This is a genomic window from Paenibacillus sp. 2TAB19, assembly GCF_052115185.1.
Taxonomy (GTDB): Bacteria; Bacillota; Bacilli; order Paenibacillales; family Paenibacillaceae; genus Pristimantibacillus.
Map to the genome: position 1 here is coordinate 16,737 of NZ_JBFRGE010000047.1, position 13,357 is coordinate 30,093.

At 54.3% G+C, this 13,357-nt stretch carries 13 protein-coding genes; 12 read left to right on the top strand and 1 reads right to left on the bottom strand.

Annotation, left to right across the window (positions count from 1 at the left end):
• Positions 1 to 11: 11 nt before the first annotated feature.
• From coaBC to spoVM, 12 genes are all read left to right on the top strand, one after another.
• A complete protein-coding gene (coaBC, locus tag AB4Z33_RS20045; protein WP_442051590.1) occupies positions 12 to 1,229 on the top strand; it encodes a bifunctional phosphopantothenoylcysteine decarboxylase/phosphopantothenate--cysteine ligase CoaBC in 1,218 nt (405 codons plus the stop codon).
• Positions 1,226 to 3,730, top strand: a complete 2,505-nt coding sequence (gene priA / locus AB4Z33_RS20050) for a primosomal protein N' (protein ID WP_442051591.1) — start codon at positions 1,226 to 1,228, stop codon at positions 3,728 to 3,730. Before coaBC ends, priA begins: the two co-directional genes overlap by 4 nt.
• Before the next feature lie 82 nt (positions 3,731 to 3,812).
• Entirely contained in the window at positions 3,813 to 4,298 is a 486-nt protein-coding gene (gene def / locus AB4Z33_RS20055; RefSeq protein WP_442051592.1) for a peptide deformylase, read from the top strand.
• A gap of 4 nt (positions 4,299 to 4,302) precedes the next feature.
• Positions 4,303 to 5,253, top strand: coding sequence for a methionyl-tRNA formyltransferase (gene fmt / locus AB4Z33_RS20060; RefSeq protein ID WP_442051593.1), 951 nt, complete (start codon positions 4,303 to 4,305; stop codon positions 5,251 to 5,253).
• Positions 5,250 to 6,743 carry a 16S rRNA (cytosine(967)-C(5))-methyltransferase RsmB gene (gene rsmB / locus AB4Z33_RS20065; RefSeq protein ID WP_442051594.1) on the top strand — a complete coding sequence of 498 codons (1,494 nt, stop codon included), beginning with the start codon at positions 5,250 to 5,252 and terminating at the stop codon, positions 6,741 to 6,743. The genes fmt and rsmB overlap by 4 nt, the downstream gene beginning before the upstream one ends.
• 98 nt (positions 6,744 to 6,841) lie before the next feature.
• Positions 6,842 to 7,888: a 23S rRNA (adenine(2503)-C(2))-methyltransferase RlmN gene (rlmN, locus tag AB4Z33_RS20070; RefSeq protein ID WP_442051595.1), complete on the top strand. Its 1,047-nt coding sequence runs from the start codon at positions 6,842 to 6,844 to the stop codon at positions 7,886 to 7,888.
• A gap of 11 nt (positions 7,889 to 7,899) precedes the next feature.
• Positions 7,900 to 8,670 (top strand): Stp1/IreP family PP2C-type Ser/Thr phosphatase, encoded by a 771-nt coding sequence (locus tag AB4Z33_RS20075; protein WP_442051596.1) that lies wholly within the window; start codon positions 7,900 to 7,902, stop codon positions 8,668 to 8,670.
• Positions 8,667 to 10,796 carry a Stk1 family PASTA domain-containing Ser/Thr kinase gene (gene pknB / locus AB4Z33_RS20080; protein ID WP_442051597.1) on the top strand — a complete coding sequence of 710 codons (2,130 nt, stop codon included), beginning with the start codon at positions 8,667 to 8,669 and terminating at the stop codon, positions 10,794 to 10,796. The genes AB4Z33_RS20075 and pknB overlap by 4 nt, the downstream gene beginning before the upstream one ends.
• A complete protein-coding gene (gene rsgA / locus AB4Z33_RS20085) occupies positions 10,741 to 11,727 on the top strand; it encodes a ribosome small subunit-dependent GTPase A (RefSeq protein WP_442051598.1) in 987 nt (328 codons plus the stop codon). The genes pknB and rsgA overlap by 56 nt, the downstream gene beginning before the upstream one ends.
• A 6-nt stretch (positions 11,728 to 11,733) precedes the next feature.
• The gene (gene rpe / locus AB4Z33_RS20090) at positions 11,734 to 12,378 is read left to right on the top strand and encodes a ribulose-phosphate 3-epimerase (RefSeq protein WP_442051599.1); all 645 of its coding nucleotides are present in this window, start codon (positions 11,734 to 11,736) and stop codon (positions 12,376 to 12,378) included.
• 11 nt (positions 12,379 to 12,389) lie between these two features.
• The gene (locus AB4Z33_RS20095; protein WP_442051600.1) at positions 12,390 to 12,665 is read left to right on the top strand and encodes a hypothetical protein; all 276 of its coding nucleotides are present in this window, start codon (positions 12,390 to 12,392) and stop codon (positions 12,663 to 12,665) included.
• 121 nt (positions 12,666 to 12,786) lie between these two features.
• Positions 12,787 to 12,867 (top strand): stage V sporulation protein SpoVM, encoded by an 81-nt coding sequence (spoVM, locus tag AB4Z33_RS20100; protein WP_040711006.1) that lies wholly within the window; start codon positions 12,787 to 12,789, stop codon positions 12,865 to 12,867.
• Positions 12,868 to 12,965: 98 nt separating this feature from the next.
• Here spoVM and rpmB read toward each other — a convergent pair whose 3' ends face one another.
• Positions 12,966 to 13,154 (bottom strand): 50S ribosomal protein L28, encoded by a 189-nt coding sequence (gene rpmB, locus AB4Z33_RS20105; protein WP_337098770.1) that lies wholly within the window; start codon positions 13,152 to 13,154, stop codon positions 12,966 to 12,968.
• Between the last annotated feature and the right edge of the window lie 203 nt (positions 13,155 to 13,357).

Sequence of the window (13,357 nt, forward strand, 5' to 3'; positions counted from 1 at the left end):
GAGACATAAGCATGCTAAGAGGAAAATCTATTATTCTTGGAATTACCGGCGGAATCGCCGCTTATAAGGGAGCAGCGCTATGCAGCAAGCTTGTGCAGGCTGGCGCTAACGTTCGCGTCATCATGACGGAGTCCGCGACGAAGTTCATTACGCCGCTAACGTTGCAAACGCTGTCGCGAAATCCCGTATATATCGATACGTTCGATGAGCGCGACCCGGCTGTCGTCTCGCATATCGACCTCGCCGATCATGCCGATCTTATTATTATTGCTCCAGCGACCGCGAATGCGATTGCCAAGCTTGCAGGAGGGCATGGAGACGATATGCTGAGCACGACGCTGCTCGCTGCGACGTCTCCGATCGTTATTGCTCCGGCCATGAATGTGCATATGTATGAGCATCCGGCCGTTGTTGCGAATATGGAGCTGCTTGCCTCGCGAGGCGTTATGTTCGTCGAGCCTGGTACCGGGCAGCTCGCTTGCGGTTATGTCGCGAAGGGGCGTCTTGCCGAGCCGGAAGATATTGTGGCAGCGGTTGAAGATTGGCTCTCCAGCGGCAGCCTGCTTGCCGGCAAGCGGGTCATCGTGACGGCTGGCGGAACGATGGAGCGACTTGATCCCGTTCGTTATTTGACGAATGATTCCTCCGGCAAGATGGGCTTCGCTATTGCAGAGGCTGCCCTGCTGATGGGCGCGGACGTGACGCTCATTGCGGGCAGAACGTCTGCCGCCCCGCCTGCGGGGGTTAAGCTCGTTAGAGTAGAATCAGCCGAGCAGATGCTGGCTGCCGTTACTGCGGAATACGACGAGGCTGATATTGTCGTGAAGGCGGCGGCTGTGGCCGACTATCGACCGGTCGTTGTCAGCGGACAGAAGATTAAGAAAAACGGGGACCGGCTCACGCTTGAGCTGGAGAGGACAACCGATATTTTGCAGAAGTTAGGCGAGAGGAAGCGGCATCAATTTCTTGTTGGCTTTGCTGCCGAGACGGAGCAGCTGGATCATTATGCAATGGACAAGCTGCAACGCAAAAACTGTGATCTGATCGTAGCGAACGATGTGAGCGAGAGCGGAGCGGGCTTCAACGGAGAGACGAACATCGTTAAGCTGTTCGATGCCGGAGGGCTCGTGGAATCGTTGCCGTTGCAATCGAAACGGTCGATCGCCCGCAGGCTTCTAGAGGTTGTCGCGGAACGGTTGCCGCGCAGCAGCGGGGGAATGAAGTCATGATTGCCAAAGTGATCGTAGACGTGCCGAGCCGCCAGACGGATCGGCCGTTTGACTATTTGGTCCCATTCGAGATGGAGACGTGGATCGAGGTCGGCAGCAGAGTCGGCGTGCCGTTCGGCGGACGCGTGCTGCAAGGCTTCGTTGTTGGACTTGCCGGTGAGGCGGATATTGATCCGAAACGTCTTAAAGCCGTGTCTGAGCTGCTTGATCCGATGCCGCCGCTGCTGCCTGATCTAGTAGAGCTCGCGAAGTGGCTTAGCGATAAATACTGCTGCTCATGGACGACTGCTCTGCAAGCGATGGTACCGGGAGCCCTGAAGGGGAAAGCCGAACGTGTAATCGAGCTAGGGGAGACTTCCGAGGAAGACGAGCAGGAGCTTCCGGATGAATTGGTGGACTGGCTGAACTCGCAAGGAGGCGCAGCGAAGCTTGATTCGCTGCTCGCGCTGTTCCCTCACTATGCGAAGGAAGTGAAGAACGGACTTCGAGCTGGCGAGCTCATCGAGCACGCCTCAATTAAAGATCGGTTATCTATTAAGAAAGTGTTAACCGTCTTCCTCGGCACAGCGGGAGAGGCGGCCATTAGGGCCGCAGCAGAGGAACTGCCCGCAAGAGCGGCGAAGCAGCGCGATATGCTGCTTTATATGCTCAGTCATGGCAAGCCGCTCCAACTGCAGGCGTTAATTGCGGCGACCGGAGGTTCGGCATCGACTGTTCGGGCACTGGAGGGCAAAGGGTTGCTCGAGCTTCACGAGGTTGAGCAGCAGCGCGATCCATATGCCGGCCGCGAGTTCGAGCGCACGAAGCCGTTGCCGCTCATGCCGGGGCAGCAAGCGGTGTTCGAGCGTATTGTTCGCTCGGTACAATCGGGCGAGCCGGATACGATGCTGCTGCACGGCGTAACGGGCAGCGGCAAGACCGAGGTCTACCTGCAATCGATTCAATATTGCTTGGAGCTCGGCAAGCAAGCGATCGTGCTCGTGCCGGAGATATCCTTGACCCCGCAGATGGTGGAGCGGTTCAAGGGACGCTTCGGCGATGCGGTAGCCGTTATGCACAGCCGGCTGTCGAATGGCGAGCGGTACGATGAATGGCGCAAAATCCGCAGCCGCCAAGTGCAGGTCGCCATCGGCGCACGATCGGCGATCTTCGCTCCCTTCGAGTCGATCGGTCTTATCATTATCGACGAAGAGCATGAATCCTCCTACAAACAAGAGGAGAGTCCGAAATACCACGCGCGCGATGTTGCGGTGCGCAGGGCGAGGCAGCATGGCGCAGCCGTTGTGCTTGGTTCGGCTACGCCTTCGATCGAGTCTTTCGCGGCAGCGAACCGTTCTGCGCAGCTATCGGGTACAACTGGCGGCCGGGAGCCGGCGCTGCTGCCGATGCCGGAGCGGGTAGGCGGACGTCCGCTTCCGCCGGTTGAGGTCATCGACATGCGCGAGGAGCTTCGCGAAGGCAATCGCTCGATGTTTAGCCGCAAGCTGCACGAGCTGCTGACCGATCGTCTAGAGAAGGGCGAGCAATCGGTGCTGCTGCTTAATCGGAGGGGCTACTCGACCTTCGTGATGTGCCGCTCCTGCGGGTACACCGCGCAATGTCCGCATTGCGATATTTCTCTTACATATCATCAGAAGACGCGCGTCATGCGCTGCCATTATTGCGGCCATGCCGAACAAGCGCCTGCCAATTGTCCTTCTTGCGAGAGCGAGCATATTCGCTACTTCGGAACAGGCACGCAACGGGTCGAGGAGGAGCTTGCCAAGCTGTTCCCCGGCATACGCGTAATTCGGATGGACGTGGATACGACGACTGAGAAAAACGCCCACGAGAAGCTGCTTAAGCAGTTCGGCGAGCGCAAAGCCGATGTGCTCCTAGGCACGCAAATGGTAGCCAAAGGGCTGGATTTTCCATACGTTACACTAGTGGGCGTTATCGCGGCCGATACGTCGCTTAACTTGCCTGACTTTCGCGCGGCTGAGAGGACGTTCCAGCTGCTTACACAGGTGGCGGGACGCGCGGGGCGGCATCATTTGCCCGGGGAGGTCGTCATTCAGACGTATTCGCCTGAGCACTATGCAGTTACAACCGCTCAGCACCACGATTATGCTGCGTTCATCACTGAGGAACTGCGCCATCGCGGAGCAATGGGATATCCGCCTTATTGCCGCTTGATCCTCATAACGATGTCGCATGAGCAGCTTACGCTGCTGTCCTCGGTAGGCGAACAATTCGCTTCGCGCCTGCGCGATCTGGCGGAAGAGCAGGGCATTCTCGTTCCGCTCAGCAGCGGCTTGCAGAGAGCTTTCGACGTGCTTGGACCGGTCGCATCGCCAATCTCTAGAATGAAAGATCGCTACCGTTTTCAATGTGTGATAAAATATCGTGGTAGCATTGACGCTTCCGCGCTTATTAAGGAGGCGCTCGCACCGTTTAGCGACGGTCCGCCCCAGCGTCAGGTGCAATTCAGCGTCGATGTGGATCCGCAAGTTATTTTATAAACATAAGCATGTTCAAGATTTACGTCCATACCATATAGACGTTATATTCTCACTATTAACATGAGTAAAGGAAGGGAATACCATGAGTATCCGTATCATTGTGAAGGACCCAGATCCTGTATTGCGGGAAGAGGCAAAGGAAGTAACGAAGTTTAATCCGAACTTGAAAAAATTGCTCAAGGATATGGCGGAGACGATGTACGATGCGGAGGGCGTTGGCCTTGCTGCGCCGCAGATCGGCATTTCGAAGCGCGTTATCGTTGTAGACATAGGCGATGAGACAGGTCTGATCGAGATGGTTAACCCGGTAATCGTCGAGCAAGAGGGCGAACAGCTTGGACCTGAGGGCTGTCTAAGTATCCCGAACTTGAACGGCGAGGTTATGCGCGCCGATCGCATTGTCGTGAAAGGGCAAAACTCCGACGGCGAGTACTTTACCGTAGAAGCCAGCGGCTACTTGTCACGCGCCTTCCAGCATGAGGTCGACCATCTGAACGGCATTTTGTTCACCGATCTTGCCGAGAGCATTTACGACATTTCGGAGAGACCAAGAAAAGGCGGCGAGTAGATTCATGCGTATTGTATTCATGGGAACGCCTGAGTTTGCCGTTCCCTCCTTGAAGCTTCTGCTGGAGCAGAACTACGAGGTTGTTGCTGTCGTATCGCAGCCAGACCGGCCGAAGGGCCGCAAAAAAACGCCTACGCCGCCGCCTGTGAAGGAAGCGGCGTTGTCGCTTGGACTGCCTGTGCTGCAGCCGGAGAGGATGCGTAGCGCAGAAGCGGCAGCTGCGATTGCCGAGCTGGCGCCTGATCTGATCGTTACGGCAGCTTATGGGCAAATACTGCCGAAGGCCGTGCTTGATGTTCCGCGTCTCGGCTGCATTAACGTGCACGGCTCGCTGCTTCCGAAATACCGCGGAGGAGCGCCGATTCAGCGTTCGATCATTAACGGCGAGGACAAAACCGGCGTTACGATCATGTATATGGCTGAAGGGCTGGACACCGGCGATATGATCAGCTCGGTAGAGGTAGCTATCGAAGAACATGACACTTCGGGTACATTATTCGAGAAGCTAAGCGCGGCAGGAGCAGAGCTGCTGGGCAGAACGCTGCCTTCTATCGTGGACGGTACGGCAGTTGCCGTACCGCAAAATAACGAAGAAGCGACCTACGCCCCCAATTTGACCCGCGACGACGAACGTATAGATTGGAGCAAATCAGCTCGAGCGATATACAATCAAGTGCGCGGACTTTCGCCGATGGCGGGGGCTTTCACTTATTTGGGCGGTGAGGTGTTCAAAGTTTGGTCTTGCTCTCCTGCAGCGAACGGGGACAAGGCTGGAGCAACGCCGGGAACGATTATTCGTACCGATAATACGGGAATTACCGTTCAGACGGGACAAGGCCAGCTGCTGCTTACTAACATCCAGCCAGCAGGCAAGAAGGCGATGGCTGCCGCAGAGTGGCTGAAGGGAGCCCGCATCGAAGCTGGCAGCAGCTTTGATGACGGAGGTGCGCAATGACCGGTGCAAAGAACGGCAAGCCCCAAGGCAGACGGCAAAGTGGCGGCCATTCGCCTCGGAAGGCTCCGCAAGGAGCGGCTGTCTCTTCATCAGCGGCTCCGCAGACGCAATCCCGCAAGGCGAAGTCGCCCCGTGAATTGGCGATGGACGTTCTCGTCAAAGTAGCCGAGACCGGCGCATACAGCAATCTGCAGCTTAATCGTACGCTGCAGGATGCGAAGCTGGAACGCGCTGACGCAGGACTTGTTACCGAGCTTGTCTACGGCACGATCCAGCGTCAGCTGACGCTCGATTATTGGCTCGATAAGTTCGTAGCCAAAGGAGTAAGTAAGCTGCAGCCTTGGGTGCATCAGCTGCTTCGCCTGAGCGCTTATCAGCTTCTCTATCTAGACCGGATTCCGCCGCATGCAGCGGTGAACGAAGCGGTTACGATTGCGAAGAAACGCGGACATATGGGGATCTCCGGCATGATGAACGGCGTCTTAAGAAGCATGGATCGCGGCAAAAGCGACCTAACGCCTGACCATATTAAGCATGATGATCCGGCTGTGCAGCTGTCGCTTCGCCATTCGTACCCGGAATGGCTCGTTAGACGGTGGCTGGCTTCATACGGCGCAGAGACGACGGAAGCCATATGTGCGGCAGGCAATGAACAGCCGCATTCCAGCATACGCGTCAATACGCTTCGGTCTACCCGCGAAGCGGCGCTTGAACTGCTGCGCGAGAGCGGTTACGACGCCGAAGCGTCCAAGCTTGCTCCGTCCGGCATTAACGTGGGCAAGGGCGGCAATCTGGCCGATACGATCGAATTCCGTGACGGATTATGGTCGGTGCAGGACGAGAGCTCCATGCTCGTCGCCGAAGTTGTTGCTCCAGAAGCGGGCATGAAGGTGCTCGATTGCTGCGCGGCGCCGGGAGGCAAGAGCACGCATCTTGCGGAGCTTATGGGCGGCAAAGGCAAAGTATGGGCGAATGATCTGCACGAACACAAGCGTGAGCTGATCGTATCGCAGACGGAGCGCCTGAAGCTGCGCAACGTCGAAGCGATTACGGAGGATGCAACAAAGCTGTCCGAACGGTTCGCACCGGGGTCGATGGATGCGGTGCTGCTGGACGCGCCTTGCTCCGGGTTCGGCGTCATTCGAAGAAAGCCGGAGATCCGGTGGACGAAGACGGCGGGAGATGTTGCAGAGATTGCAGCGGTGCAGCATCGGCTGCTCGATGCGGTATGCGGGCTTGTACGCATAGGCGGCGTATTCGTCTATAGTACGTGCACGATGGAGGCGGAAGAGAACGAGGAGCAGGTTGCGGCATTTTTGCAGCGTCATCCTGAATTCAAGCTCGATGCGGCCGGCTGGAATGAAGCTATCGTGGACAGCCTGCGGGAGGCGCGAGCAATCCGCGAAGATTTTGACGGGCAGGCACAGCTTCTTCCGCATCATTTTGGCAGTGACGGATTTTTCATTGCGAGGATGATTCGGCGCGCTTAGGACGATTATGGCTGAATATGGGCGTTTGTGGTAAAATAAATCGATGGCGGCTCGCAATAGTTCGAAGCCGCCCTACTTTAAGGTACAGGTGTGATGAGATGAAACCGTTCATTTATGACTATACGCTCGAGCAGCTTCAAGAATGGGTGAAGGAAAATGGTGAGCCTGCGTTCCGCGCGGGACAACTGTTTGACTGGCTCTACGTGAAGCGGGTCAAGAGCTTCGAAGATATGACCAACTTGCCGAAGCAGCTTCGCGATAAGCTGGAGGATCAATTCCAATTCGTGACGCTGACGGAGATTACGAAGTTCGAATCGAAGGACGGCACCGTTAAGTTTCTGTTCGGCCTTCATGACAACCATGCAATCGAGACTGTAATTATGAGACATAATTACGGCAACAGCGTATGTGTAACGACACAGGTTGGCTGCCGTATCGGCTGTACGTTCTGCGCATCTACGCTCGGCGGACTGAAGCGCAATCTGACTGCAGGCGAGATTATCGCACAGGTTGTTACTGCGCAGCAGATGCTCGACGCAACAGGAGACCGCGTATCCAGTATCGTTATTATGGGCTCTGGCGAGCCGTTCGAGAATTACGAAGCAACGATGACGTTCCTTCGTAATATGATTCATGAGAAGGGGCTCAATATTGGCCAACGCCATATTACCGTCTCCACGAGCGGTATCGTGCCTAGCATGTACAAGTTCGCGGACGAGAACACGCAGATCAATCTGGCGCTCTCGATCCACGCGCCGAACGATACGCTTCGCTCGAAGCTGATGCCGGTTAACCGCCGCTTCCCGTTCGAGGACGTAATGGCCGCTTGCCATTACTATATTGCGAAGACGGGACGCCGAATTACGTTCGAATACGCTTTGATCGGCGGCGTCAACGATCGTCCTGAGCATGCGCAAGAGCTGGCAGACGTGCTTCAAGGCATGTTGTGTCACGTCAATCTAATTCCGGTCAACCATGTGCCGGAGCGCAATTACGTGCGGACACCGCGTGAGGATATATTCGAATTCCAACGCATCTTGGAGCGCAATAAGATTAACGCGACGATCCGCAGAGAGCAAGGCCATGATATAGCGGCCGCATGCGGCCAATTAAGAGCCAAACATATGGAGTCCCAAGCGAGGTAGGTGAAGATCGATTGTTGACTGCAAATCGCAGCGATATTGGACGAGTTCGGCAAGTTAATGAAGATTATTCATGGGTGAGCCAATTCAATAACGGAGTTACGCTTGCCATTGTGGCCGACGGCATGGGAGGACACAAAGCGGGCGACGTTGCCAGTCAGAAGGCGGTTGACGCCTTCCGCAGCACGGTCGAGCATGGCGCAGCCAAACCCGATCTATCGCTGCAGGAGGGCAAGATGCTTATTCGACAGGCGATTTCGTCTGCGAACGAGGCTGTCTATGACTTGGCCTCCCGAAACGAGCAATATTCCAATATGGGCACGACGATCGTAGCGGCGCTTGTAAAGAGCGACAATGCGATCATCGGCTATGTCGGCGACAGCCGGGCCTATAAGATTGCCGAAGGTGACATTACGCAATTGACGGTCGATCATACGCTTGTCAATGAGTTGGTCAAGTCGGGACAGCTAAGCGCCGAGGAAGCGGCTCATCATCCGCGCCGCAACGTGCTGACGCGCGCAGTGGGAACGGATTCCCATGTAGATATTGATATTCAAACGGTTGATTTGTTGCAAGGTGACGTATTGCTGCTATGCAGCGACGGTCTCACGAATATGGTTACCGATCAGCAGATGCTGGAGACAGTAATGAATGAGCATTTAGAGCTGGACGCGAAGGCGGAGCATCTCATTTCGCTGGCGCTGCATGCAGGTGGAGACGACAATATTACGATTGTTCTTCTACAGGATGCGGCTGGTGCGAATCGAGAGGAGCGAGTTGGATGATCGGACATGATCTAGGCGGACGCTATGAGATACTGACTAGAATCGGCGGCGGCGGCATGGCGCTCGTATATAAGGCGCATGACGTGCTTCTGAACCGCAAGGTGGCCGTTAAAGTGCTGCGGCAGCAGTTCGTGCACGACGAAGAGTTTATTCGCCGTTTTCGCCGCGAGGCGCAATCGGCTGCGGCTTTGTCTCATCCGAACGTCGTAAGCATCTATGATGTAGGGCAAGAGGACGATACGCATTACATCGTCATGGAATACGTGGAAGGCAATAATCTGAACGAAGTCATTCAAGAGCGAGCGCCGCTGCAAGCTGATGAAGCGGTGCGCATTGCCATGCAAATTTGCGATGCGCTTGATCACGCTCACCAGAACCATATTATTCATCGCGATATTAAGCCTCATAACATATTGATCGGCAAGAACGGCCGCGTTAAGGTAACCGATTTTGGTATTGCCCGTGCAGTAACCTCCTCTACGATTACGCAGACGGGTTCGGTTATCGGCTCCGTCCACTATTTCTCTCCGGAGCATGCCAAGGGCATCAATACCGGCGAGAAATCGGATATCTATTCGCTGGGTATCGTTCTGTACCAGATGCTGACGGCAAGACTTCCGTTTCTTGGGGAAAGCCCGATTAGCGTAGCTCTTAAGCATCTTCAGGACAACTTCGAGGAGCCGCGCGTGGCTAACCCGCATATTCCGCAAAGCGTGGAGAATATCATCCTCAAGGCTATGCGCAAAAACCAAAGCGAGCGTTATAGCTCGGCTCGCGAAATGCTGCTCGATCTGGATACATGCTTGCGCCCGGATCGGCTTAAAGAGAAGAAAATTACGTTTAACAGCGACAGCGATATGGAAGAAACGAGAGTCATGCCCGCGATTCGCGACATGCAGGTGTCGAAGCCGATTGGGGGCAGCGAGCGGTCGGAGCAATCCGCCGCGGCAGCAAATGCGAATACGGATACGCAATGGAACGAGAAGGGCTTATCGGCCAAAGAGAAGGGCTGGAAGAAGCCGGTTACGATTGTTGGCGTAACGCTCGTCGTGCTGGCGCTCATTATCTGGGGCTTCATAGCGCTGCTCGGCCGACTTGACGTTCCAGAGGTTAAAGTACCTTATGTTGTAGACAAATCATTCGAGGTCGCCAAGGCGGAGATCGAGGCGGCTGGTCTGAGGGTGCAAGATCCGGTTACTCGGGAGTTCAAGAAGGACATTCCGAAGGATCAAGTATTCCAGCAGTCGAAGGCGAATATGTTTGTCAAGGAAGGTTCCCTTATCGAGCTGTGGGTTAGTGACGGGCCTGAGATGGAGAAACTGGATAATTACGTTGACAAGCTGCTTCAGGACGCCAAGGACGCGCTTGCTGCGCTTGGTGTTGAGGAGGGTCAGATCAAGACCGATCCTGTGTTCAGCGAAGAACCCGAGGGTACGATTCTGAAGCAAACACCGGAAGCCGGCACGGACTTCGATCCGGAGCAAGTGGAGATCACGTTCATGGTCAGCAAAGGCAAGGAGGAGGTTTCGATGCCGAATCTTATCGATCGATCGCTAGATGAAGCGAAGGACCTGTTGAAAGCGAGCGAGCTCGTTCTAAACAATGATGACATCCTCTATGAGCCGAGCTATCTGCATCAGAAAGGCTATGTCATTAGCCAAGGGCCATATCAGCCGAATGAGAAGGTTGGCAAAGGTGAAAAAATTACGATTACCGTAAGCTCCGGATCGCCGGCTGATGCGAAGGAGCATAAGTTCAATTTCATTATCTCGCCTGCTGAAGCGGGCAAGACGAGCCAAATACGAATCATGTATTCCGACGCGCGCGGCGAGGATTTGGAATGGGACAAACCGCGGCAAATTGACAGCACGCGGACATTCGCGGTAACGGTTGTCGTCGCGCCGGATACCGAAGCGAGAGTAACGATCATCCGCGATAATCAATTCGTCGAGACGATGACGATTACGTATGATGAAGTTGCGGGAGGGTCAACCTCATCGAACGTGACGATTCCGGGCAACGAGGCGCCTCCATCCGAGGAGCCGACCCAAGCGGAGGTAGGCGAAGGCAATGAGCAGCCAAAGCAAGAAGAACAACAACAGCAAGAGCAGCAAGACCAACAATAACAATAGTAATGGCACAGATAAGCTGAGAGGCACGATCGTCAAAGCGCTTAGCGGATACTATTATGTTCGCGCGGAGGGTGTCTCCACCGATACAGCGCCGGTCCAATGCCGTGCGCGCGGCATATTCAAGAAGCGGGGAATATCCCCGCTTGTTGGAGACGAGGTGCTTTACAGCATGACGGATAACGGCGAAGGAACGGTTGAGGAAGTGATGCCTCGCAGCACGGAGCTCATTAGGCCCCCGGTAGCTAATATCGATCTTGCCATTCTCGTGTTCTCAGTGACGGAGCCGGCGCTTAACTTGCAACTTCTGGATAAATTTCTAGTCCATATCGAGCATGCAGGCATCGAGCCCGTTCTATGCTTAAGCAAGCAAGATCTTGAAAATGACGGTATGGAGACGGAGGAGGCGCAGCTTGCGGCCTCCTCCGTTAACCGTATTTACCGTTCTATCGGTTATGAGGTGTTTGGTACAAGCTCGCGCAAGGGCGAAGGCATCGAAGCGCTGCATGAACGTCTTAAAGGCCACTTGGCCGTCTTCGCAGGTCAATCAGGCGTCGGGAAGTCGTCGTTGCTGAACGCAATCGTACCTGGGCTTACGCTCGAGACAAATGAGATCAGCAACAGACTTGGCCGCGGCAAGCATACGACACGTCATGTTGAGCTGATCGCGATTGGCGGAGGTTATGTCGCGGATACGCCGGGCTTCAGCCAGCTTGACTTTGCTGAGCTGGGTATTGAGGATTTAAGCTACTGTTTCGTAGAGATGCGTCATCTTGCTTCCGACTGCAAGTTCCGCGGCTGCACGCATCTGCATGAGCCGGGCTGTGCGGTGCTTGCCGCGGTGGATAAAGGCGAGATCGAGCGGAGCAGATATGACAACTATGTATTGTTCATGAATGAAATGAACGACAAGAAACGGAGGTACTAACCTATTATGACTATTATTGCGCCTTCTATATTGTCGGCCAACTTCGCCAAGCTTGGCGATGAGATTAAGGATGCGGAGAGAGCAGGGGCGGATTGGATTCACGTGGACGTCATGGACGGACATTTCGTTCCGAACCTAACCTTTGGCCCGCCGGTTATTGCCGCGGTTCGCAGCGCAACGAAGCTGCCTTTCGACGTTCATCTCATGATTGAGCGTCCTGAGCTGTCGTTATCCGATTATATTGCCGCAGGTGCGGATCGAATTACCGTACATGCGGAAGCGTGCGTTCATCTTCACCGTACGGTTCACTTTATTAAAGAAAAAGGATTGCCGGTTGGCGTTGCCCTTAATCCGGCTACGCCGGTGTCCGTACTTACGCCGATTCTACAGGATCTCGATCTGGTGCTGATTATGACAGTGAATCCGGGCTTTGGCGGTCAATCGTTCATTCCGTATTCGCTCGTCAAGCTGCGCCAGCTGCGAGCCGCTCTGAATGAGCGCGGTTTGGACGGGGTGCATGTTCAAGTTGACGGGGGCGTTAATCGCGAGACGGCTCCGCTTATCCGTGAAGCAGGCGCCAACGTGCTTGTGGCGGGTAATGCGGTGTTCGCCGAGAACGATCGCGCTGCGGCGATTGCGGCTCTTAGATAGGGGATGTAACGATGAGCGATAGATTCAAGTCGATTGTATGGATGATTCTTTATTCGTTCGCGGCTGGGGCACTGCTGGCTGCTTTCAGTTTTACACCCGGATTTATGAAATACTTGTTCTCGCTCTTGGCCTTATATATCGGCATCCGCTTCTTTCGCAAGTACGATAGCATCGGCCTGCGAATCGCTTTCTTCGTTGTTGCGATCCTTTTTTATCTCGTTGTCGCGATCATCGTCTCAATCGTTACGTATATGCGCGATAATCCGGATTTGATAAACAACGTATAACAGCCCTTTCAGAGCACGCTCACGATGGAATAGGACAGACCAGGGACGCATAGGATGGTTACATAAGCGTATGTTCTGGTCACGGTACAATTCGATGAGCGTGTCTGAGGAGGGATGAGGCATGAAATTTTACACGATCAAACTGCCGAAATTTTTGGGCGGTTTCGTAAAGGCGATATTGAATACCTTCCAAAAAAGCTGATAGTGTTCCTGGCTGCCGCCTTACGACCGCGATCGCGTAAAGGGATAACAAAAAGCACCTGAGGTCTCAGGTGCTTTTATCTATGGCCAAAGCCATGATTATACGCGTGTAACTTTGCCGGATTTCAGTGCGCGAGCACTAACATAAACACGTTTCGGTTTACCATCAACAAGGATGCGAACCTTTTGAACGTTTACGCCCCAAGTACGACGCGTTTTGTTGTTGGCGTGGGATACGTTGTTCCCTTTGCCCGGTGCTTTACCTGTAAGAAAACATTTGCGGGACATGACTACACCTCCTTCAAGATTTGCGTATGCAAAAACTTAAGTTCGTTAGCGGATATTCATTAGAACGCATTTGAACACACTTGAACATCGTATCATAAACTAAGTTTCTGTTCAACCCAATTCTAAAGGATCCAGCGTGTAAAATATAATGAATAATTAAGCATTTTGCTTGATTATGACCGTATTTGGCGTGTACACTTCTA